Here is a 21,712-nt window from a genome sequence, read left to right on the forward strand (position 1 = left end):
GCTATGGAGGCGATGGAGCGGACACGCGTACAGCGGAAGTTCGAGTCGGATGCAAATGTTGGTCTTAATGTCTCTACCTGGATTTTATTTTGAGCGGTCGCGCGAACTCTTCTTCCCTGTCTCGTTCACCGTTTGCTCAAACTTCATACTCCGAGCACAAACGAAGACTACCGGCGGCGGGCGGGAAGTCACCGCGCTGGCCGGTGAGGTGCTGCATGTGGTGATTGGTGCCGATCTGGGCCAGCCCTACTTCGGGGCATCGCCCCTGCGACGTGCCAGTCTGACCGCTGACATGCTGGTTGCCTTGGAAACCGCTCTAACCGAAGCTTATGACAGTATGCCGCTTGGGTCTCAGATTGTGCCATTTCCAGAGGCGGCAGATACCGACATGGATGCTCTGGCGCGTGGGTTCCGTGGTAAGCGTGGCCGGGTTCTATTGCGCGAAAGCGTGGCGATCACGGCGGCAGGTGGACCAGCACCGGCGCAGGATTGGAAGGCGTCGGACGTGACCCCGGATATGCAGAAGAGCATGTCACTGGAAACACTCGAAAGCGCTCGGCAATCTATCAGCAACGCTTATGGGGTTCTGCCCGCCCTTGCCAATGCCAGCACTACCGGTCCGATGGTGAGGGAAGCACAACGTCACCTAACGCAATGGACCTAGCAGCCGATCTGCACCTTGCTGGCAGAGGAAGCCCAAAACAAGCTGGGCAACCCCGTGACCATTGACGTTATGCGCCCCCTGCAAGCCTTTGACGCTGGCGGACGTGCGCGCGCTGCGGCTGGCATTATTCAAGCGCTGGCAATGGCGAAAGAAGCGGGCGTAGACCCGTCGCAAGCATTGGCGCTGGTTGATTGGGATGGGTGAAGTTTAAAGTTGTCCCTAGCCGAACAAGCCCTTTTTCTTGGTTTCGGGGGTGTGGGGCGTTAGGGCCATCGCACCTCTTTCGTCCTGACCATTGTTCTTCAATATGCTGAAGTTTGTCAGGCTGTTACCTTTGCGAAGCAAGATGTTGAAGTGTTGTGCACCCATTGCGAGCATGTTGACCGTGTAGCCCGTTATTTCCCAGCCATCGGCCAACATGTCGCCCAATTCGTCTTTAGGTTCTTCTGTCATGAACATTCTACTTTCGGGTGGTTTGCATGGCCATTACCAAGGCTCGCAGCCGCTGAAGAAATCTTGCTTTATGAAGGTTCCATTTTCCATGACGCCCCCGAAGAACTGATAGCCAACGTATCCGCCCATCCGGTTTTTGCCGTTTACTTCCCCGCATACGCGGCGTTCGCGCGCGCCATTTTCCAGCTTTACGTCAGCCGCACGAACATTGCGAAACCGTGCGCCTTCCGGGTCAAAAAAGTCTCTTACTACGGTTTGTTTGATCTGGGCTACTTGTCGGCTAGAGAGGGGCACAGGCTTGCTTTCCGTGATGGGGGTCAGCTGCATACATGCCGACAGGATCGCGCCGCATACAATAAGTGCACCTGCCTGAATGATCTTCATGAAATGGCTCCAAGTAAACTTTGTATCTGATGGGACCATGCCTCCTAGATACGCTGTTCGCAAGGTCCAGTTGTTTAATTTGGATGCAACTGTACCTAAGGCTTGTTCCCCTTGCGTTCCCCTAAAGAAAAAGGGCCTAGAGGATCAAACCTCTAAGCCCTTGAAATCTATGGCTCCGGCGGTAGGGATCGAACCTACGACAAATTGATTAACAGTCAACTGCTCTACCGCTGAGCTACGCCGGAATGTGAGGCGTCGTATAAGATTATCAGCTTTTCTCGTCCAGAGGAAAAACGCTCCCGACGCAAAAAATTTTGCAATGTCAGCAGGACAGGCCAAGCCCCATGTGGTTGGCTAGTCAAAGGCGTTGCATTTCGACCGTCCGGTCAATTGTTTCGCACGCGAAACATTTGATCAATTGGTCAAATTTCCAAGGTGTTGGAAACGCGAAGTCTCGCCAAATTCTGCTGATTTTGGGAAATGGCTCCGGCGGTAGGGATCGAACCTACGACAAATTGATTAACAGTCAACTGCTCTACCGCTGAGCTACGCCGGAACGGTCTGTGCGATATAGCGCTGCCGTTTGCGGAGGTCTAGAGGGTTCGTGAGAAAAAATTCGAAAATTTTAGCGAGCCAGACGGAAAATCTCGGAAATTCCCAAGGGACCTGCGCAGGAGACTTTGTTTTTCTGATGTAAATCAACGAGGTGGGCAAACACGTTACGCTCTGCTGCGGCCAACAGGGCAGGGGGCGTCTCCACATAGATTGCGCGCGCAAGCTGCGCTGCCGATGCGCCGCTGTGGGTCAGTTGTTCGAGGATCGATGCCTCCCGTGCGCGGCGATGTGACACCAGCCATTCCAGCCGTTCTTGCGGCGCCCACACGGGTTCCCCATGCCCCGGAAGGAACACATCCCACGTGCGGCTTTGTAGCCGGGTACAGGACGCCATGAAATCCGTGAGATCCCCATCCGGCGGAGAGACCAGCGAACTGGACCAGCCCATCACGTGATCGCCGGTAAAACAACACCCACCCAACGCCAGGCTGATGTGGTTGCCCAGATGACCAGGGGTGTGGATCACCTCAAGCTGCCAATCAGAGCCGGTCAGGATCTCACCATCGGCAAGGGTGTGGTCGAGCGTGAAGTCACGATCAATCCCTTCTCCGCCGCCTGCCAGCCCCATCGCTGCGATCTGCGCCATGATTGCACTGCGTCCTACGGTGGAGGTCCCGTGGGCATACACCGGCGCGTCTGTGTGCTGGCTGAGGTCTGCCGCAAGCGGGCTGTGGTCCAGATGGCTGTGGGTGACGATGATATGAGAGATATGCTGATCTGGTCCAACACAGGCCAACAACGCGCGCAGATGGTTTGCGTTTTTGGGTCCGGGGTCGATAACGGCCAGATCGGTGTGGCCCACGATATAGGTATTGGTCCCGTGGTATGTCATGGGCGATGGGTTGGGGCACAGCAGGCGGCGGATATTTTTACCAACCTCAACCGGGGTGCCATAGATCGGGGAGACCTCAGTTTCCGCTTTCATGCTGTCTTTGCTCCTAAATCCCATTATGATTGCCCTGATCAAATCAAAAAAACACAGAGCAGTTACGAATAGGGTTACCTGATGGCACGCAACCGGCTCAAGTCATATGTCCCGCGCAGCCTGTATGGACGGGCTGCGCTGATCCTGTTGTTGCCTGTGGTGGTGCTGCAGCTGGTGGTTTCGGTCTCCTTTGTTGAGCGGGATCTGAAGGACGTAACAGGGCAGATGACAGACACGATCATGCGCGAAATCGCCTTGTTGGAGCAGGTGATCGCGGATGCCGATACGCCGGACGAGGCGATCCAAGACTTGGCTCCCTATTTGCGCCCGCTTCAGGTCGAGGCCACATTCCTGCCGTTGGATGCCCCGGCTGAGCGGGATATTCTGGATTGGACCGAATTTTCAGGCCGGGTGGTCCGTGACACCCTGCGCAGCAACCTGTCCCATGTGATCGCGGTACAGATGCCCGACAGCAAAACCGCCAAGATCGTCATTGGCACCCACCTGGGTCCATTGCGGTTGGTGTTCGATCAGCGGCGCCTGACGGCTGCAGCACCGCATCAGCTGATCCTGACTTTGGTGGCCTTTAGTTTGCTGATGACGGTGATTTCCTTAGTTTACATGCGCAATCAATTGCGCCCGATCAAGAAACTGGCCGAGGCCGCGCAGGCGTTTGGTCGTGGACGTAGTGTGCCCTATAACCCCCGTGGCGCATCCGAGGTGAAAGCCGCCGGCACCGCCTTTATGGATATGCGCGCGCGGATTGAGCGCCAGATCGAGCAGCGGACCTTGATGCTCTCGGGGGTCAGTCATGACCTGCGCACGCCGTTGACTCGTCTGCGACTGGGGCTGGCGATGATAGATGAAGAAGACGCGGAACCAATGTTGCGGGATGTCGACGAAATGCAGACATTGCTGGATGCGTTTCTGGATTTCTCACGCGGGGCTGCCGAAGCGGCCCCAGAAGAGGTCGATGCCCATGCGTTGGCCGAAACCATCGTTGGCGATTGGCAGCGGCAGGGCAAGGATGTGATGCTGGGAGATATGGTGGGAACGGGCAAGGTCTTGCTGAAGTCCGGTGGTATGCGGCGGGCGATCGAAAACCTGATCTCAAACGCAGTGCGTTATGGCACGCGGGCGCGGGTCTCGGTTGCGGTGACGGAAAATGCGCTGCGGGTCCGGGTCGAAGATGATGGCCCTGGTATTCCCGAAGAGATGTGGAACGAGGCCGTGCGCCCCTTTACCCGGTTGGATCCGTCACGCAACCAAAACAAGGGCAGCGGAGTCGGTCTGGGTCTGGCCATCGTGGCAGATGTCGCGCGCGCCCATGGTGGTGTGCTGCGCCTGGGTGCCAGTGAGACGTTGGGCGGGTTGCAGGCGGATCTGGTGATCGGGCGTTAAAGCCTATCGCAGGCTGCCATCCCTTTCCGAGGTGCAGTCGGACACCCAGCTTTCGATGTGCAACCGCGCAGCCCCGATGCTGTTGAACCATCCCGAAGGCGCAGGCAGGCTCAACAGCCAAAGCCGGGCGGTGTCTTCGCGCAATGGAGACGGCGCCGCGATATAGCGGTCAAGGCGCAACACAAGATCGGTTTCGCAATCCTCATGCAAGACAGCGGGAATGTTGGTTTTGGGACACATTACAATGGCTACAGGCATGATCGTGCCCCCTCAAGGCGTCTGTCATAAAGATAGGCGCCGATTGAGTGGCGAGGGCGTAGAATAAGGGAGACGGATTAAAAACAACCTTACGATGCGCGTGCAATCATCACTTCCATCAATGGGATGGGCAGGCAAGCGCTGTCGCTTAAACGCCCCCTGCTGTGCGCTTAACCGAACAGAAAATCATCCACGCCAAGGTCGAAGATACCGTTCACCAAGGCGGATCCAGTCTCCCAAGACACACGCTGACCGTTTGTTAGAGTGGCGATGTTCAGATCTGCGAAATCAACGCCCGTGATTCTGATAATATCAAGACCCTGTTGGAAGTCGGTGATCGTGTCATCACCCATCGCCAGATTGGCATTGAAGGCAAAGACATCTGCTTGCGCCCCCCCGGTGAGCAGGTCGTTCCCGAGACCGCCGAACAATGTGTCCGAGCCAGAGCCCCCAACCAGCGTGTCATTGCCTTGTTCCCCAAACAGGATGTCGTTGTGCAGACCGCCGTTCAGGAAATCTCTGCCGCTACCGCCCTCCAGGCGGTCACGGCCAAAGAAGCCAATTAACCGATCATCACCAAAACCGCCATCCAGCGTATCGCGCCCATAACCGCCTTTCAATGTGTCAAAACCACCGTTTCCATTTAGAACGTCGTGACCGTTGCCACCCCGTAAACTGTCGCCTGCTGCTCCTCCAAACAGGAAATCGTTGCCGCTGCCGCCAGTCAGCGTGTCTTGGTTTTGCATGCCCCGAAGACTGTCGTTGCCCGCACCGCCGAGCAATCTATCGTTGCCTTGATGCCCCACTAGGCGATCATCACCCAGCCCGCCATTCAGTGTGTCAGATCCATGTCCGCCGAACAGCGTATCCTCGCCTTCGTTGCCAAAGACCCGGTCGTTGCCGTTGCCGCCGCGCACTGCGTCGTCGCCGCGTTCTCCCCAAAGGCCGTCATTGCCGTTGTTTCCCGACAAGAAATCGTTCCCATCGCCGCCATAGGCGGAATCACTGCCGTTGCCGCCACGGACGTGGTCATTGTGTTGGCCACCAGACAGCGTGTCACTGCCTTCTTGTCCCAACAGCGTGTCAGCTCCGCTACCGCCTAGCACTGCATCGTGCCCGCCTTCTCCCATCAGCTGATCGTTACCCTGGTCGCCTATAATACTGTCATGGCCAAACCCGCCTGAGATGCGGTTATCCAGTTCATTGCCCATCACGGTATCGTCACCCGAGCCAAGGATGGCGTTTTCAATCATCGTGTCACGCGCGATGCCGACGTTTCCGAACAGGCCATCCACGTCTGAAAAACTCTGATCGTTGAGATCTAGCCGATTGTTCCGGAACAAAGTGTTCAGATTAATCGTATCGATGCCTCCGGCATCATAAATGGTAAAGGCGACAGCACCGTTTGATCCGTTCTCAAGCAGATTGCCGAGGTAGCCGTCCAGATTGGTGCCGTCTCCCCAGATGGTATCGCCGCCGGTGGCGCTGCCTAGATCTGCAGCACCATAAAGATTCTGGATCGCCACGATATCGGCCATCATCGCAGAGACAACGGCAGCCTCGCTGGCGCTTGTCCGTGGGTTTTCGGATTGTGAAAGATAGGACATGACAGAGAGCTGCCAACTGTCGTTGGCAAAGTTCGCATCTGCATAGGATGCGTTTCCGTTGTAATTGCCCTGGTGTCCCAGGCCCAATGCGTGGCCGATCTCGTGGATATAGGTCGCAAAGGAGTAGCTGGAGATGTCAGTGCCGTAAAAGGACAGCCATTCCGTGCTGACATTCACAGACGAAGACGTGAGGCGGCTTCCGAATGTGTCAGAGAAGGAATAAGCGCCACTTTCGGTGTCGGTAAAGTTGATGTCAGCGCCAAGGCCCACCTCGACAAACTCAATATCCGCCACCAGCTCCCAGGCCTCAAATGCCCAACGTGCCAATTGCTGCCCGTCTGCGTTCAGATCGGTGATGTCGACCGTGATCTGATTGTTAAATGAGGTGTCAAAACTGCGCCGACCGCGGAACGAGTCGTTCCAATATCCATCGGTCAGGTAGTCGGCCAAATCATCCAAAGTCCCCTCTGGCGTTGGCTCGGTCGTGCTGTAATCAACTTCTACCGTATAAGTTCCCGAATAGACGTCCCTATATGAGCCGACGCTGATGTAATAGGTGCTGCTGGAGGTCGCGAAAAAAGTTGCCTCGGAGTCAAATACAGAGCCGCCATCGTCATCAAATGTCACAAGCGTACCATTGGCATCGTAGATACGAAGGTAACTGTCGCGTAACGTGCCGCCACCGCTGTAAAACGCATCGATTGAGATGTCGTAGATGTTGCCTGCTTCCAGTGTCACCGCGACCCAGTCACGATCCCCGATATGGGCAAGAGACCCACTAAATGTATCGCCCACCTGCATGGCGTAAGCCGTGAGACGATTTGCGGTCGCATCAAGGGTCTCACTAATGCGCATCGCCTCAGTCAGCGACGTCGATGAGCTATGACGGGAAGGATCGAAAGTGCACGTCAGCGCGCAAAGCTCACACATCTATTTATGCTCTTAGAAAAGGAATGAAAGACAAAAGTAGTCATCACGGAGGTGTGCCGAATTTGTTATATTTGTTCATATATGTAAAAATTTTGCGCAGATCAAGACTGATAAACAACCTTGGGGAGTGTCTTGTGCGCGCACTTCGCGGTGCAGACCTAGCATGAAATTCATGGCTGTAGTTACGGCCCTTGGGGCCTCTGGGCAGCACGGATTTCAAAGTGCTGGAAAGTGGTAGGCCCGGCAGGATTCGAACCTGCAACCAAAGCGTTATGAGCGCTCTGCTCTAACCGTTGAGCTACAGGCCCACCTTGATGTTTGGCTACGCCCTGTTGTGGGCAAGGTCAAGGGGCCGTGTGGTGTCAACCAGCTCTTGCGCGCGCGGTGTTGCGTGGACCGAGCTTTAGGCCGCAAATGGTGGGATGCCTAATTGGGCCAACAGGAGCGCGCCGCCGCAGAGGCTGGCCAAGAACACACCACCAGCAGCAATATACACAGGGTGGTGATGGCGCGGGTTTTGCTGAAGGCTGCGCGACGACGAGATCGGCCAAAAGCTCCAACGCAATGCGTGCCCAAGTGGGGTCATGATGCAGAATGCGGCGGGCAAAATGCCGGGTGGCGGCAAGCAACAAAAGATCCATCACCGCATTCATGACGAGAAGGGCAAAAAAAGAAACAGAAAAGCAATGCCGCGTCGATGTCACCGGCAACTCAAACAATCACGTCCACTGACCAACGGGCTGCCTTCGCCAGAAGGCCACGCCGTTCGTCAAGCTTAATATGCAATTGCGATAATCTAGAGTGGACGATGTCCACAAAAGTATCGGCATTTTTTAAGGTCCAGCCCGCCCAAGGATACCTGGCCGCTGATCACCCAGGTCAGAAGCGCGGCGAAGACTGGATAGATGAAGGCAATGACCAGGCAGCGTTCAAACGCCAGGAAAGAAAAAAAGGCGGTCGCCCCAAAAGCCGTCCGCCGCGCGGCGCAGCGTTGTCAGGCCAATTTGATAGGATCTGGTGCGTTCAAAAGGTAAGCTAGGGTTTTGATCCGCGCCGATCTGCCGTTGGATCTGTCGTTGGATCTGCTTGTTGATATCGCGCTAGTTTTCGGGTTTGCGCAGCCCTTTGCACCATTTTTACCCTGTTGTAGCCCCGCAATGTCAAAGGTCTGACGGTAAAGCCACCGCTGAACCCGGAATGCAGTGATTAGAATGGCACAAATTACCCCTAAAGCGATGAGCGTATTGTCAAGGAAGGCAAATTCTTGACCAAAAGAGCGAACGCATTTGATCACGTCCGCAGTAGGTGCACAGCCCATCAGTTGCCAAAATAAATCCACGCCGCATCAATGCATTTGTTCTAAATGACGATAGTTTTGCGCAAAAGGGGGGGGGGCTGCAAGGCAGGGATGCGTTTTGCATGTGGCTGCGCCCTATGGGGGTGTTTACAGGGCCGTGTGTTTTTTTGGCATGGGGCCGGGCGGTCAGGGCCGGCCCCAAGGGATCAAGCGGTGATGAGTTCGAGCCGTTTTGCCGGGGCGTGGGCGTTGCCGCTGCGTTCTGCGACCAGTTCAAGGAAGCCGTCGATGATGGCGTGTTGGCATTTGTCCAGCCCGTTGCGGGAGGGGTAGACGGCGTAGACGTCTTTTTGCTCCAGCTCGACCTCGGGCAAGATCAGTTCAAGCGAGCCATCGGCCAGTTTGTCTTCCACCAGGAAGCGCACGATCTTGGCAAAGCCGACGCCGCTGTCCAGCGCTTGGGCCACCACTTGGGGATCGCTGGCGGTGAAGCCGACATTCACCGGCGTGTCCGTCCACAGGCCGTTTTGACCGGTGCGGATTGCGGCGCTGGTGTTTTCCATATTGTAGCGGATGAATTTCAACCGTTTCAGATCCGCAAGGCTTTGCGGGCGGCCGTGTTTGTCCAGATAGTCCGGGGTGGCGACCAGAACAGTGTCGAGCTGGGCGATCTTGCGCCCGTAACCTTCGCTGTCGCCCATCTTGCCCGCGCGGATCGCCAGATCATAGCCTTCGCGCACCACGTCCACATAGCGGTCATCGGCGCCCATCGCGATATCGAGGTCGGGGAACTTCTGGCTCAGCTGCAGCAGCAAAGGCCCAAAGACGGTACGCCCCAGAACGGTGCCCACGCTGATGCGGTAGGAGCCAGACAGGTGATCGGACTGGGCGTCCAGATCGTTTTCCAGCGCCTCATAGGCCAACAAAAGCTGACGGGCATGCTGCGCTGTTGTCGCACCTGCACGTGTGGCATGGACACCGGAGGCAGTTCTGAGCAACAATTGGTGACCCAATGTGGTCTCCAACTGACGAATCTGCTGGCTGACAGCGGATTGCGATACGCCAATACGTTGGGCGGCCCGGCTGAGGCTGCCTTCATCCAGGGCGGTAATCAGTGTTTTTAGCAGTCCAAGTCGGTCCATGTGCGCTACCTATAAGCATCTCTAATAGGGGGTCATCAGCGATATGGGGCTAGTTAAAAAAAATACAAACCCCTAATTTGCAATTGCAGCGGAAAAAACCACCGCAAAGCTTATTTTGGAGACATATCATGGCGATCAATCGCAGACAGATTCTGGGCGCAACTCTCGCGGCACCCGTTGTAGTAACCGGCGGTCTGACCCAGGTTGCACATGCTCAAGCGGCTCCGGCCAAAACCGGCACCATCAACACATTCACCGTAGGCGACGCAAAAGTCACCGCGCTGCTGGACGGTCACATTGCGATTGCTTCGCAAATCATTTCCCCGTTCGACCAAGCAAAAGCTGATGAAGCCCTGGCAGACTCTCTGTTTGGTTTCGGCGAGCAAGGCATGCCAATCCCAGTGAGCGGCTACCTGATCGAAAAAGCCGGCAAATACACTCTGCTGGATGCGGGCGCAGCTGGCCTGTTTGGCCCCACCTTGGGTAACCTGGCCGCATCGCTGGCAGCCACCGGTGTCAAGCCTGAGCAGATCTCGACCATCCTGCTGACACACATGCACCCCGACCACACTGGCGGTCTGGTTGATGGTGACGGCAACGCGGTATTCCCGAACGCTGAGCTGGTTGTTTCCGCAACCGAGCACGGTTTCTGGTACGACGACGCGATCATGGCGTCTGTTCCTGAAGGCAACCGTCCGTTCTTTGAAATGGCGCGCAACACCACCGCTCCTTATGCGGACCGCCTGAAAAAGTTCGACGGCGAAGTCGAAGTTGCAGCTGGCTTCACCTCGCTGCCGCTGCCAGGTCACACACCTGGTCACACCGGCTACATGCTGGACGGTGGCACCGAATCCCTGCTGCTGTGGGGCGACGTTATTCACCTGACCGGTCTGCAGTTCGCTCTGCCTGAGTGGACCATCGCGTTCGACACCGATCCTGCGCTGACCGTTGAAACCCGCAAAAAGATGCTGGACCGCGCGGCATCCGACAAAATGCTGGTCACCGGTGCACACATCGAATTCCCAGGTCTGGGTAAAGTCTACCGCAAAGGCGAGGCCTATGGCTTTGCTGCGGCACCTTGGCAGTTCGCTGTCTAATAAAAACGACACACATGCATAAAACTTGCCCTGTCCGCATCTGCGGGCAGGGCTTTTTGCATATGGGGGCACTGGCTTGGCTTTGAGGGGGTCATTTCGGCGACATTCGCGTGTTCCCTTTGGCTGCGGCTTGCGGTAAAGGCAGCGCATCCATTGCAAAGGAGCCAAAGATGACCACTGGCAAAAACGGTCTGACATACGCAGACGCAGGTGTAGATATTGATGCGGGCAACGATCTGGTTGATCGGATCAAGCCGGCTGCGAAACGCACCAATCGCTCTGGCGTGATGAGCGGGCTTGGCGGCTTTGGCGCTTTGTTTGATCTAAAGGACGCAGGCTATAGCGATCCGGTTCTGGTTGCCGCCACCGATGGCGTGGGGACCAAGCTGCGGATTGCCATTGATACCGGTGTTGTGGACGGCGTGGGCATCGATCTGGTTGCCATGTGTGTCAACGATCTGGTCTGCCAAGGCGCAGAGCCGCTGTTCTTCCTGGACTATTTTGCAACCGGCAAGCTGGAAATGGAGACCGCCGCGCGGATCATCGAAGGCATTGCCGAGGGCTGCGTACGTTCCAACTGTGCGCTGATCGGTGGCGAAACCGCCGAGATGCCGGGCATGTACCCCGAAGGTGATTTTGATCTGGCCGGGTTCTCGGTTGGCGCAATGGAACGCGGTACGGCACTGCCTGCGGGCGTCGAAGCCGGGGACGTTCTGCTGGGTCTGGCGTCCGATGGGGTGCATTCCAACGGCTATTCGCTGGTGCGCAAGCTGGTGGATGTTGCGGGTCTGACCTGGGGCGAGGATTGCCCCTTTGGTGAGGGCACCGTGGGTGAGGTTCTGCTGACGCCCACACGTCTGTATGTCAAACAATGTCTGGCAGCGGTGCGCGCAGGTGGCGTTCACGCGCTGGCGCATATCACCGGCGGTGGTCTGACCGAAAACCTGCCACGTGTTTTGCCCGAGGATCTGGGTGCAGATATCGATCTGAATAGCTGGGAGCTGCCTGCTGTGTTCAAATGGATGGCGCAGACCGGTGGTATTGCCGAATCTGAAATGCTGAAAACCTTCAACTGTGGTCAGGGCATGATCCTGTCCGTGGCCGCCGATCGCGTCGACGCAATTGTCGAGATCCTCGAAGGCGAAGGCGAGACCGTGACCCGCATCGGCACCGTGACCGAGGGGGCAGGCATCCGTTACACAGGCGCTCTGCTGTGACCCCACATAAGAAGGTCGCTATTCTGATTTCGGGCGGCGGCTCCAATATGGTGTCGCTGGCCAAAAGCATGGTCGGCGACCATCCGGCGCGCCCCTGTCTGGTCCTGGCCAACAGCGTCGATGCCGGTGGGCTGGTCAAAGCCGCCGATATGGGGATTGAGACCGCTTACGTGGATCACCGCCCCTTCAAAGGTGACCGCGCGGCGTTTGAGGCGGAGCTGGTCAAACCGATCCTCGCCTCTGGTGCGGACATCGTCTGTCTGGCCGGGTTCATGCGGGTTTTAACGGCTGATTTTGTCGGTCAGTTCAAAGGGCGGATGCTGAACATCCACCCTTCGCTTTTGCCGAAATACACCGGGCTGCACACTCATGCGCGCGCGCTGGACGCGGGCGACCACGAACATGGCTGCACCGTGCATGAGGTGACGCCGGTTCTGGACGATGGCCCCTTGTTGGGGCAGGCGCGGGTGCCGGTTGAGCCGGGCGACACCGCCGACGATCTGGCCGCGCGGGTGCTGGTGCAAGAGCATAAGCTTTACCCAGCCGTGCTGCGCCGCTTTGCGGCCGGAGACAAGACACCGGTGCTGCTGCCCTCCTAAGGCTGGGTGCTGGTTGAGGCCACGTTTCCGTGCCAATCCAGTTCGCCTTGTGTGGGCGTCGGCGCATCCAGCGCTGGCAGTCCAAGGGCGGCCAATAGCACGATGGCTGCTAAAAACGGTGCGAGATTTGGCAGACGCAGGTGCACCAATGGTGCGGTTGGGATGTGTTCTGTAATGGACATGAGATCATCTCCTGTATCGGGTACAGGTTGAACTTAGGGATGATCTGGGCATTCTCAAAATTAATGTTTGATTGCACATCCATCACGTTTGGTGATTGATTGCGGTTGGCCCGGTTGGGATTGACCTGATTGCGATTGACCTGAGGCAGCCCGCTTGCGCAGGTCTGCCTCAGGTCCGCAGGGGCGCTGTGTTATTCCGCGTGGGCCGAGGCGCGCATGCGGGCCAGGTGGTCGTCCCAGCCTTTGTCCAGCGCCAGGGTCAGGCCAAATGCGGGCACGCCCTGGGGCAGATCCTCATGAACCAGGGACAGATTGGTGCCGCCAGCCACTTCGGTCAGGGTCCAGCGTACGGTGCTGGTCGCATCCCCCATCGGTTTGATCGTAAAGGTATATTCCAACTGGGTGAACGGTTTGGCGACCAGAACCTCACCCCACATCAGACGATCACCGCTCTCGGTGCCAAACATCTCATATCCGCCTTCAACCAGCGGTGTTTTTGGTTTGTGAAACCAGATCGCGAGCTTGTCCGGGTCGGTCAGATAGGCCCAGACTTGGGCTGGCGTCGCTTTGAGGTAGATGGATTTCCGGATGACGGTGTCGGTCATTGCATGTCCTTTTCGATTGCGGATTTCAGCGTGTTGAGGCGCGTGTCCCAGAAGGCGTCGAAGAAATCGAACCAGCTGAGGAGCTGTTGCAGTCCGTCCGGGTTCAAGGCGTTCAGGCGCGTGCGCCCTTCCACCTGGACCGAGATCAGATTGCCGTCTTGCAAAACGGTGAGGTGCTTTTTCACCGCCGCGCGGGTCATGTCGAAATTGTCGGCCACCTCGGCAATGGTCAGGCTTTGATGGGCGAGCAATTGCAGGATGTTGCGCCGGGTCGGGTCGGCGAGCGCGCGAAACCCCATTTGTTCGGATGTGGTCATGGGCGCACCCGCAGAACGCTGATGGCGCGCCTTGTTGTACGGGGCTGGGTCACCTGTGTCTCCTTGTGATACCGTTTGGTATTATTTATATATGAAACCGAACGGTATCATGTCAAGGGTGATTTCATCGACTGCATCGGGCAGACCCCGCGCCGGACGTCTATATTTTGAGAGTTTCGCAACTGGCAACGCTTTGTTTCCGGGCGTAAAGGTCCCGCAAATCGTGCCTGTGGAAGTCACCTGTTTGCATTGCGTGAGACAAGCGCGTATCACGGGCAGATACATTCAAAGAGTAACAAGAAAAGCCGCGATTTATGAAAACTCTCTGCACCACCGAAGAATTGGAACAATTCTGCAAAGAGGCTGCCAGCCATTCCTATGTGACCGTGGATACAGAGTTTTTGCGCGAGCGTACCTATTACTCGAAACTCTGCCTGATCCAACTGGCCTTTGATGGCGACGGGGAGAACGACGCGGTTCTTGTGGACCCGTTGGTCGAGGGGCTGTCACTAGAGCCGCTCTATGATTTGTTCCGCGATGAAACGGTGGTCAAGGTCTTCCATGCGGCGCGGCAGGATCTTGAGATTTTCTGGGTGGATGCCAAGGTCTTTCCCAAACCGCTGTTTGACACCCAGGTGGCGGCGATGGTCTGCGGCTTTGGCGAGCAGGTCGGATATGAGACGCTGGTGCGCAAGATCGCCAAGGAAAACCTCGACAAAAGTTCGCGCTTTACCGATTGGGCGCGCCGTCCGCTGAGCGACGCACAAAAGACCTATGCGATTGGCGACGTGACCCATCTGCGGGTGATCTATGAATTCCTGAGCACCGAGTTGGAGAAAAACGGCCGAGCGCATTGGCTGGAAGAAGAGCTGCGGGTGCTGACCAATTCGCAGACCTATGACATCCGCCCGCAAGACGCCTGGAAACGGGTGAAAACCCGCACCAATTCCGCGCGCTTCCTGGCGGTGGTGCGCGAGCTGGCAGCGTTTCGCGAAGACTACGCCCAGACCAACAATGTGCCGCGCAACCGGGTCTTTAAGGACGACGTGATGGTGGAACTGGCGTCGACCAAGCCGAAGAACAACGGTGATCTAAGCAATTCGCGCCTGCTGCTGCGCGAAGCGCGCAAAGGCGCGATTGCCGAAGGGATCCTGGCAGCTGTGCAACGCGGGGTGAACTGCCCGGCGGATCAGATGCCAAAACCCGATCGCAGCAAGGACAAGATGCAGGTAAACCCTGCGTTGGCTGATCTGCTGCGGGTGCTGTTGAAGGCCAAGACGGAAAACGCCGGTGTTGCCGCAAAACTGATCGCGCCTAGTGCGGATCTGGATGCGATTGCCGCCGGCCTTCGCGATGTGCCGGCCCTGAGCGGTTGGCGCAACGAGGTCTTTGGCCTGGACGCGTTGCGCCTTTGTGCCGGGGAAATCGCGCTGGTGGCCCGTGGTCAAAACGTGGATGTGGTCGAGCTGTAAGCCCGACTGCGCGGGGGTTTTTAAGCCTATAAAGACTGATCAGGAGGTGCGGTAAAACTTGCGTCGGGCTTCCTGTTCGATGTTCAGACGCAGTTCGAGATCGGCGAGCCTGCCCATCTCTGCTTTGCGCTGATCAGGGTCGGTTGTACCCGCCGAAACTTGGCGCTGCGCCGCGACCGCCTTTTTCAACTCAATCTCGCGCGGCAGCACTCCGGCCTGCGCCATGATGCCCATGCCAGCGCTGACAATATCGTCGCAGCCCTGCATCGCAAGCGGTTTGCCCTGTCCCGACAGATCGTCCAATTGGCCGTCGGCCTTGGCTTTCTGGATCTGATGTTCTGCAAGATCGCGCCATCTCATGGGCGAGCCTCCCCTGTGTTGCGGGACGATGTCACGCTACAGATCTGAACCGCACAAAGTCAATTGCGCGGGGTCAGCGTCAGACGGTGTCACATGGGCGGTGGCGTTCAGCGGCGGCGGGTTTCGCGGGCGTTTTCCGTAGCCAGAACCCGGATCAAACGTACGTCGCGCAGATCGCCATTGGACAGGCTGTGGGCGGCGCGTACGGTGCGGCTGAACTCACTGCCGCGTTGGGTTGCGAATTCCGGATAGTTCACCACGAATTCCAGTTCCAGCACCCCGTCTTCGGCTTCTTCATTGGGGCGCAGAGCCACGTCAAAAGCACCCTGACGCGATGGCAGGCCAGTGGCATAGATGATGGCCCCGGTTGAGGTGCGCTCCACCCGCAGCTCGGTCACGGTGTCCAGCAGAACGCGGGTTTCCTCGGCCTCGGCCTTGCGGACCAGATCCACCTTCTCGTCGATTGGGATCAGCGGGTTGACGGTCTCGGCCTCGACCTCGAGGCGGACCTCGTCAGAGCGGCCAAACCAGTTGCGCGGATTGACCTTGCTGTCGCGGATCGCGCCACAACTGGAAAGGAGCATTGCTCCGGTCAAAAGAACTGCGATGGATTTCTGCATGACGCCCGCCCGTTTAAGTGCCTCGGCAATTGGTTACCCGATTGAAGCGCGGTTGAAAAGCGGTTGAAAACAGCGGGCAGGCCGCTTAGGTCCTGATCTGGCCCGGATGCACCACACCTACGCATCACTTTGACCCAGACGAGGAAGCCCCCATGGCAAGCGCCGCCTTTGAAGAGATCGTGGAAGATTTTGAATTCCTGGACGACTGGGAGGACCGCTATCGCCATGTGATCGATCTGGGCAAGGCGATGGAGCCGCTGGATGACGCGTTGAAAGTGCCCGCCACCAAGGTCGACGGCTGCGCGAGCCAGGTTTGGCTGCATGCCACGATCGAAGGTGGCGTGTTGCAGTTTGACGGGGAAAGCGATGCGATGATCGTGCGCGGCCTGATTGCCGTTCTGCGCAAGCTCTATAACGGTCTGCCGCTGGCGGATGTTCTGGCCGTGGATGCGCGCGCGGAACTGGGCCGCCTTGGGCTGAACGATCACCTGTCGGCGCAACGCTCCAACGGGTTGCGGGCGATGATCGAACGCGTGCGCGAGATTGCTGCGGCCAACGCCTAAGCATGCGGGCTTGGCGATCTGCATATGGCACGTGTTGCGCAGGATCGGCCGGGCATATTGCCCTGTGATCGGCGGCTGGCTAGGGTTAGCAGAGATGCAACCCTGTGAGCCCTGATGCAACACCCCAAGCCGCCATTTTCCGGAGCCTGCCTGTGTGGTGCGGCCCAGGTTCGCGTAACGGCCGAGCCCTTGTTGACCCTGGCCTGTCACTGTCGCGATTGTCAAAAGCTCAGCGCCAGTGCCTTTTCGCTGACAGTGATGGTCCCGCAGGACAGTTTTACCTGCAGCGGTGATTTGATTGTGGGAGGACGCAAGTCAGACGGGCGGGTGCATTACTTCTGTGCGTCGTGCTTGAACTTTGTCTATTCGCAGATCGGCACTGGCAGCGGGCGGATCAACCTGCGCAGCTCCGTGTTGAAGGAGGCGGCTCTTTTTGCGCCCTTTGTCGAATTGATGACCGAGGAAAAGCAGCCCTGGGTCAGCCTGCCGGTGCAGCATAGTTTTGCCCGCTATCCCGAAAGCGCCGCGCAAGTGCAGGATCTGTTAGAGGCCTATCGCGACCGGTGATGTGTGCGATGGGGTAGGGTGGTCAGCCTTGCGGCGCGGACCATGCGCGCATCTGGGTTTCCAGATCGCCATATCCGGTATGGCGGTGCTCAAAGGTCAGCCCCATCCGCGTGGCGCAGTCTTTGGCCTTGGTCACCAGCGCCGGGTCATCGATCTGGGACTGGTAGATCAGCGTGGCGTAATTGCCAAAAATCATCTCACGCAGTTCGGGGTTTTTATCGAGCCCCATGGGACGCCAGATAAAGGCATCAAACTGTTTGACCAGAAAATCCGTCAGATAAAAGGCGGTGATTTCGCCTGCGTCGCTATGTTTGGCAAAGGTCTCATTGCCCTCAAAAAATGAATAGCAATGCGGGCCTTGCACCATCTCGACGCCAAGCTCGGCGCATTTGGCCGCCAGCTGCCCGCCGGTGCCACAATCGGCATAGCCGATGAAGATCTGGTCATAGGTGGCGCGGTGTTTCAGCACCGCCGCTTCAACCGCGTCGGTGATCTGATCCGGGTAGAGATGCAGTTTTGCGGGCAGGCAGGTGAGATCCAGATGATCCATGCCGTTGGCCTGTTTGATTGCCAAAATTTCGCGGGCCAAGGCCCCGCAGGCAATCAGAAGAACACGCCCCTCTTTGCGGTCCGGTGCGGCAAGCCCGTGTTCCGCGAGGGAGCGTTCTTCGAGTGTGCGCCCGGTGGGAGGGCGCCAAGCGGCCCGCTCTGTCAAGCGGACGGCTCTGCCTTTTCGCGCCAAATCAGGCGCTCATCTGATTGTGCTTGCGCGCGACGTATTCCTTGGCGGTTTCCACCGCAACGGCCGCGTCACGGCAATAGGCGTCGGCGCCGATGGCTTTGCCGAACTCTTCGTTCAGCGGCGCACCACCGACCAGCACGATGTAGTCATCACGCTTGCCTTGTTCGACCAGCGTGTCGATCACCACCTTCATATAAGGCATGGTGGTTGTGAGCAGCGCGGACATGCCAAGGATGTCTGCTTTGTGCTCTTCCAGGGCGTCGATGTAGTTTTCAACCGGGTTGTTGATGCCAAGGTCCACCACCTCAAAACCGGCACCCTCCATCATCATGCCAACCAGGTTTTTGCCAATGTCGTGGATGTCACCTTTGACGGTGCCGATCACCATCGACCCCATGCGTGGTGCACCGGTTTCGGCCAGAAGCGGTTTCAGGATGCCCATGCCGCCCTTCATGGCGCCAGCCGCCAGCAGAACTTCGGGTACAAAGAGGATACCGTCGCGGAAGTCAGCGCCCACGATGGTCATACCGCCCACCAGCGCTTCGGTCAGGATCTTGTAAGGGGCCCAGCCGCGTTCCAGCAGGATATTGACGCTTTCTTCGATCTCTTCCTTGAGACCGTCGTACAGGTCGTCAAACATTTGTTGGACCAGTTCCTCGTCATCCAGTTCCGAGAGGATGATGTCGTCTTCTTCTTCCGACATAGGCGTCTTCCTTGCTGGGCGGGAGATTCCCGCGATGGCATGTCTTTGATCCCGTTTTCGTCAAATTGCCGCAGTTCGACTGTCTAAATTACGACGCTGCCGTGATCCGAACCGACCTATACGTGGAAATCCAAGAAATAGAAAATGAGAAATCTGCATGGAAATCTTCAACATTTCGGGTTTGTTCTTTATTTGTTCTCACGGGTGTGGCAAGTTCGAAGGATGGACAGCGAACGCATATTACATGAACACCAGCACCGCGGTCGCGCCGCACTGAGCAATGCGCCGGGGCGGTTTGATCTGGATCGTGCGGCGGTGGATGACGGATGGGCAACGGAGCCGCGCGCCGACACGGTTGAGACGCAGGTGCGCCAGGAAACCGTGCGCACGGCGATCACCTATAACAAGTCGCCGGACCTGCCGTTTGACCGGTCGCTGAATCCCTATCGGGGCTGTGAACATGGCTGCATCTATTGTTTTGCCCGTCCTAGCCATGCCTATCTGGGCTATTCGCCGGGGCTGGATTTTGAGACCCGGCTGATTGCGCGCCCCAATGCGGCTGAGGTGCTGCGGATGGAGCTGGGAAAAGCGCGCTATAAAGTGGCGACATTGGCGATGGGGACCAATACGGATCCCTATCAGCCTTGCGAGACGGACTGGCAGATCACCCGCAAATGCCTGGAAGTGCTGCGCGACTTTAACCATCCAATCGCCATTGTCACCAAAGGGGCGTTGATCGAACGGGATTTGGATATCCTGGCGCCGATGGCCGAACAAGGGCTGGTACGGGTGGGGATTTCGCTGACCACGCTGGATCCCGATCTGGCGCGGCGGATGGAGCCGCGGGTGCCCACGCCTGCGCGGCGTCTGGCGACGATCAAACGGCTCAGCGATGCGGGGGTGCCGGTGCGAGTGATGGCCTCGCCCCTGGTGCCGGGTCTGTCAGATCATGAGGTTGAGGCGCTGTTGGCAGCGGGGCAGGCGGCGGGTGCGGACGCGGCCAGTTGGATCATGTTGCGTTTGCCGCGCGAAGTCTCGCCCCTGTGGCAACAATGGCTGGCAACGCATTACCCCGACCGCGCCGCCAAGGTGATGGCCCGCCTGCGGGAAATGCACGGAGGTCGTGATTATGATCCACGCTGGGGGCATCGGATGCGCGGGGAGGGGCATTACGCCGAGATGATGGCGATGCGGTTCAAAACAGCCTGCAAACGGTTGGGACTGGTCGAAAAAACCACGCCCCTGCGTCGCGATCTGTTCGCGCGTCCCCCGCAGGCTGGGGATCAGTTGGCGTTGTTTTGAGGGTGTCAAACGAGGACCAATGCCAGGGTCCTGGACCTCAAGCGGGGGCAATCGGCGCTGGTAAAACGTCTGGGTGGCACTGGGGCTGAACCACATAGGAGGCGGTAAATCTCGCCGACATGGTCTTTTGTCTTGTCTATTATTCGGCATCCCTTAAAGCGTCCCGTAGAGCACCCGCATATTAAGCACTGCGATTCTCAGGTGGTCTGTCTTCATATTCAGTTTGGACAAACGTCATGAATGGCATTTTTTCCCTCGGCTGGGAGGAATGGGTCTCTTTCCCAGATCTCGGCCTGGACGCGATCAAGGCAAAGGTTGATACCGGTGCAAAAACATCGTCGTTGCATGCTGCAGTAATCGAACCTTTTGGTTCGGTCGAAAAACCGATGGTGCGGTTCTTGATCCAGCCAGATCCGGATCGGCTTGACCTGGAAATTACCTGTGTTGCACCGATTGTTGACCGGCGCAGTGTAACCAGTTCCAACGGCGAAACCGAGTTGCGCTATGTGATCGAGACTAGCATCAAGATCGCAGACCGGAACTGGCCGGTTGAGGTCACGCTGACCAATCGGGAGAATATGGCCTATCGGATGCTGCTGGGGCGTACGGCGATTACTGACGAAATGGTCGTTGATCCCAACAGCTCCTTTTGTCAGCCGAAACTGTCGTTTGATCTGTATGGGGAGCGCCTGGTTGCGGAGCCGGTTCAGCGCCCGTTGCGGATTGCCCTGTTGACGCGTGAACCCAATAACTATTCCAGCAAGCGGATCGTCGAAGCGGCACGGGCAAGGGGGCACCATATACAGGCAATTGATACAACCCGTTGTTATCTAAAGATGGGCGGTTTGGCTCCAGAGGTTCATTACGACGGATCTCCGCTGCCGCATTTTGATGTTGTCATCCCGCGGATCGGCGCGTCTACAACCGCCTATGGCATGGCCGTTTTGCGTCAGTTCGCCAGCACAGGAGCGTATTGCGTAAATTCCGCTGAGGCGATCGGCGCGTCCCGCGACAAACTGCTGGCGCACCAAATGATGGCGGCGGCGAAAATCGGAACTCCGGTGACCGCCTTTGCGCATTCTCCTAAGGATACCAAACAGCTTGTCGAATTGGTGGGAGGTGCGCCTGCGGTTGTAAAGTTGTTGTCGTCAACCCAAGGGCGCGGTGTTGTCCTGGCCGAAACCAAAAAAGCTGCAGAGAGCCTTGTCGATGCGTTCAGAGGGTTGGATGCCAACTTCTTGATCCAAGAATTTGTATCTGAGGCGGCAGGAGCTGATATTCGGTGCCTTGTGGTTGGCAATAAAGTTGTTGGCGCGATCAAACGGCAGGCCGCTGACGGTGAGTTCCGCTCCAATTTACACCGTGGGGGCAGCGCGCGCCGCGTTCGGATCTCAAAAGAGGTGCGGGAGGTTGCCAAACGTGCAACACGCGTGCTTGGGCTTTCGGTGGCTGGTGTCGATATCTTGGAAAGCAAATCCGGGCCTCAAGTGCTTGAAGTGAATTCCTCCCCGGGTTTTGAAGGCATCGAGAGAGCAACTCAAAAAGACATCGCTGGGGTGTTGATCGAGTTCATCGAAACAAAGGTCCGCCCCCTTGCGAAGAAGCGATAACGCTGCATAGGAGGGGTGAAAACCACTTTGGAGCGCGGGCACGTACTAACTCTGTAAACACAAACTGACGCTGCAGAAGA

26 protein-coding genes and 3 tRNA genes are annotated in these 21,712 nt (G+C 57.5%); 13 read left to right on the top strand and 16 right to left on the bottom strand.

Features of this window, described 5'->3' with window-relative positions; genetic code table 11:
* The first annotated feature begins 67 nt into the window (after positions 1–67).
* Positions 68–664 (top strand): phage portal protein, encoded by a 597-nt coding sequence (locus tag KMP13_RS11830; protein WP_215266069.1) that lies wholly within the window; start codon positions 68–70, stop codon positions 662–664.
* A 54-nt stretch (positions 665–718) separates the two neighbouring features.
* Positions 719–868, top strand: coding sequence for a hypothetical protein (locus KMP13_RS11835; RefSeq protein WP_215266070.1), 150 nt, complete (start codon positions 719–721; stop codon positions 866–868).
* A gap of 15 nt (positions 869–883) precedes the next feature.
* Here KMP13_RS11835 and KMP13_RS11840 read toward each other — a convergent pair whose 3' ends face one another.
* The 5 genes from KMP13_RS11840 to KMP13_RS11860 form a co-directional block, all read right to left on the bottom strand.
* Positions 884–1,117, bottom strand: a complete 234-nt coding sequence (locus tag KMP13_RS11840) for a hypothetical protein (RefSeq protein WP_215266071.1) — start codon at positions 1,115–1,117, stop codon at positions 884–886.
* Positions 1,118–1,150: 33 nt separating this feature from the next.
* A complete protein-coding gene (locus tag KMP13_RS11845; protein WP_215266072.1) occupies positions 1,151–1,501 on the bottom strand; it encodes a hypothetical protein in 351 nt (116 codons plus the stop codon).
* 170 nt (positions 1,502–1,671) lie between these two features.
* Positions 1,672–1,746 (bottom strand) — tRNA-Asn (locus KMP13_RS11850).
* A gap of 236 nt (positions 1,747–1,982) precedes the next feature.
* A tRNA-Asn gene (locus KMP13_RS11855) sits at positions 1,983–2,057 on the bottom strand.
* Positions 2,058–2,126: 69 nt separating this feature from the next.
* A complete protein-coding gene (locus KMP13_RS11860; RefSeq protein ID WP_215266073.1) occupies positions 2,127–3,041 on the bottom strand; it encodes an MBL fold metallo-hydrolase in 915 nt (304 codons plus the stop codon).
* A gap of 81 nt (positions 3,042–3,122) precedes the next feature.
* Here KMP13_RS11860 and KMP13_RS11865 point away from each other — a divergent pair, with 81 nt between their 5' ends.
* Positions 3,123–4,442: an ATP-binding protein gene (locus KMP13_RS11865; protein ID WP_215266074.1), complete on the top strand. Its 1,320-nt coding sequence runs from the start codon at positions 3,123–3,125 to the stop codon at positions 4,440–4,442.
* Positions 4,443–4,445: 3 nt separating this feature from the next.
* Here KMP13_RS11865 and KMP13_RS11870 read toward each other — a convergent pair whose 3' ends face one another.
* The 3 genes from KMP13_RS11870 to KMP13_RS11880 all read right to left on the bottom strand — a co-directional run bounded on the left by KMP13_RS11870 (position 4,446) and on the right by KMP13_RS11880 (position 7,545).
* Positions 4,446–4,700 carry a hypothetical protein gene (locus KMP13_RS11870; RefSeq protein ID WP_215266075.1) on the bottom strand — a complete coding sequence of 85 codons (255 nt, stop codon included), beginning with the start codon at positions 4,698–4,700 and terminating at the stop codon, positions 4,446–4,448.
* A 170-nt stretch (positions 4,701–4,870) separates the two neighbouring features.
* A complete protein-coding gene (locus KMP13_RS11875; protein ID WP_215266076.1) occupies positions 4,871–7,162 on the bottom strand; it encodes a M10 family metallopeptidase in 2,292 nt (763 codons plus the stop codon).
* Positions 7,163–7,469: 307 nt separating this feature from the next.
* Positions 7,470–7,545, bottom strand: a tRNA-Ile gene (locus KMP13_RS11880).
* 276 nt (positions 7,546–7,821) lie between these two features.
* Between KMP13_RS11880 and KMP13_RS11885 the strand changes: the two genes are divergently transcribed.
* Together KMP13_RS11885 and KMP13_RS11890 are read left to right on the top strand one after the other, a co-directional pair.
* On the top strand, positions 7,822–8,016 hold the full coding sequence (locus KMP13_RS11885) for a hypothetical protein (protein ID WP_215266077.1): 195 nt from the start codon (positions 7,822–7,824) through the stop codon (positions 8,014–8,016).
* Between the two features lie 29 nt (positions 8,017–8,045).
* On the top strand, positions 8,046–8,276 hold the full coding sequence (locus tag KMP13_RS11890; protein WP_215266078.1) for a hypothetical protein: 231 nt from the start codon (positions 8,046–8,048) through the stop codon (positions 8,274–8,276).
* 464 nt (positions 8,277–8,740) lie between these two features.
* On the opposite strand, the gene KMP13_RS11895 is transcribed toward KMP13_RS11890, so the two are convergent.
* The gene (locus KMP13_RS11895; protein ID WP_215266079.1) at positions 8,741–9,676 is read right to left on the bottom strand and encodes a LysR family transcriptional regulator; all 936 of its coding nucleotides are present in this window, start codon (positions 9,674–9,676) and stop codon (positions 8,741–8,743) included.
* Positions 9,677–9,804: 128 nt separating this feature from the next.
* On the opposite strand from KMP13_RS11895, the gene KMP13_RS11900 reads away from it, so the two are divergent.
* The 3 genes from KMP13_RS11900 (at position 9,805) to purN (ending at position 12,589) form a co-directional block, all read left to right on the top strand.
* Positions 9,805–10,773 carry an MBL fold metallo-hydrolase gene (locus tag KMP13_RS11900; RefSeq protein WP_215266080.1) on the top strand — a complete coding sequence of 323 codons (969 nt, stop codon included), beginning with the start codon at positions 9,805–9,807 and terminating at the stop codon, positions 10,771–10,773.
* A gap of 170 nt (positions 10,774–10,943) precedes the next feature.
* On the top strand, positions 10,944–11,990 hold the full coding sequence (purM, locus tag KMP13_RS11905) for a phosphoribosylformylglycinamidine cyclo-ligase (protein WP_215266081.1): 1,047 nt from the start codon (positions 10,944–10,946) through the stop codon (positions 11,988–11,990).
* Complete coding sequence (gene purN, locus KMP13_RS11910; protein ID WP_215266082.1) at positions 11,987–12,589, top strand: phosphoribosylglycinamide formyltransferase; 603 nt, start codon at positions 11,987–11,989, stop codon at positions 12,587–12,589. Before purM ends, purN begins: the two co-directional genes overlap by 4 nt.
* Here purN and KMP13_RS11915 read toward each other — a convergent pair.
* The 3 genes from KMP13_RS11915 to KMP13_RS11925 form a co-directional block, all read right to left on the bottom strand.
* Entirely contained in the window at positions 12,586–12,771 is a 186-nt protein-coding gene (locus KMP13_RS11915; RefSeq protein ID WP_215266083.1) for a hypothetical protein, read from the bottom strand. The genes purN and KMP13_RS11915 overlap by 4 nt on opposite strands.
* A 191-nt stretch (positions 12,772–12,962) precedes the next feature.
* Positions 12,963–13,376 (bottom strand): SRPBCC family protein, encoded by a 414-nt coding sequence (locus KMP13_RS11920; RefSeq protein ID WP_215266084.1) that lies wholly within the window; start codon positions 13,374–13,376, stop codon positions 12,963–12,965.
* Positions 13,373–13,693 carry an ArsR/SmtB family transcription factor gene (locus tag KMP13_RS11925; RefSeq protein WP_215266085.1) on the bottom strand — a complete coding sequence of 107 codons (321 nt, stop codon included), beginning with the start codon at positions 13,691–13,693 and terminating at the stop codon, positions 13,373–13,375. Before KMP13_RS11925 ends, KMP13_RS11920 begins: the two co-directional genes overlap by 4 nt.
* 314 nt (positions 13,694–14,007) lie before the next feature.
* Between KMP13_RS11925 and rnd the strand changes: the two genes are divergently transcribed.
* Entirely contained in the window at positions 14,008–15,165 is a 1,158-nt protein-coding gene (gene rnd / locus KMP13_RS11930) for a ribonuclease D (RefSeq protein ID WP_215266086.1), read from the top strand.
* A 39-nt stretch (positions 15,166–15,204) separates the two neighbouring features.
* Here the strand turns inward: rnd and KMP13_RS11935 are convergent, their stop codons facing one another.
* Entirely contained in the window at positions 15,205–15,525 is a 321-nt protein-coding gene (locus KMP13_RS11935) for a DnaJ family domain-containing protein (RefSeq protein WP_215266087.1), read from the bottom strand.
* 107 nt (positions 15,526–15,632) lie between these two features.
* The gene (locus tag KMP13_RS11940; protein WP_215266088.1) at positions 15,633–16,145 is read right to left on the bottom strand and encodes a hypothetical protein; all 513 of its coding nucleotides are present in this window, start codon (positions 16,143–16,145) and stop codon (positions 15,633–15,635) included.
* 152 nt (positions 16,146–16,297) lie between these two features.
* Between KMP13_RS11940 and KMP13_RS11945 the strand changes: the two genes are divergently transcribed.
* Both KMP13_RS11945 and KMP13_RS11950 read left to right on the top strand, forming a co-directional pair.
* Positions 16,298–16,708 carry a SufE family protein gene (locus tag KMP13_RS11945; RefSeq protein WP_215266089.1) on the top strand — a complete coding sequence of 137 codons (411 nt, stop codon included), beginning with the start codon at positions 16,298–16,300 and terminating at the stop codon, positions 16,706–16,708.
* Between the two features lie 114 nt (positions 16,709–16,822).
* Positions 16,823–17,275, top strand: a complete 453-nt coding sequence (locus tag KMP13_RS11950; RefSeq protein WP_215266090.1) for a GFA family protein — start codon at positions 16,823–16,825, stop codon at positions 17,273–17,275.
* A gap of 22 nt (positions 17,276–17,297) precedes the next feature.
* Here KMP13_RS11950 and KMP13_RS11955 read toward each other — a convergent pair whose 3' ends face one another.
* Together KMP13_RS11955 and KMP13_RS11960 are read right to left on the bottom strand one after the other, a co-directional pair.
* Positions 17,298–18,017, bottom strand: a complete 720-nt coding sequence (locus tag KMP13_RS11955; RefSeq protein ID WP_215266091.1) for a DUF1638 domain-containing protein — start codon at positions 18,015–18,017, stop codon at positions 17,298–17,300.
* Position 18,018: 1 nt separating this feature from the next.
* Positions 18,019–18,720, bottom strand: coding sequence for a corrinoid protein (locus KMP13_RS11960; RefSeq protein ID WP_215266092.1), 702 nt, complete (start codon positions 18,718–18,720; stop codon positions 18,019–18,021).
* Between the two features lie 222 nt (positions 18,721–18,942).
* On the opposite strand from KMP13_RS11960, the gene KMP13_RS11965 reads away from it, so the two are divergent.
* The gene (locus KMP13_RS11965) at positions 18,943–20,022 is read left to right on the top strand and encodes a PA0069 family radical SAM protein (protein ID WP_251363821.1); all 1,080 of its coding nucleotides are present in this window, start codon (positions 18,943–18,945) and stop codon (positions 20,020–20,022) included.
* Positions 20,023–20,258: 236 nt separating this feature from the next.
* Entirely contained in the window at positions 20,259–21,632 is a 1,374-nt protein-coding gene (gene rimK, locus KMP13_RS11970; RefSeq protein WP_215266094.1) for a 30S ribosomal protein S6--L-glutamate ligase, read from the top strand.
* Positions 21,633–21,712 lie beyond the last annotated feature (80 nt).

It is taken from the genome of Epibacterium ulvae (genome assembly GCF_018678075.1).
Classification (GTDB): Bacteria; Pseudomonadota; Alphaproteobacteria; order Rhodobacterales; family Rhodobacteraceae; genus Epibacterium; species Epibacterium ulvae_A.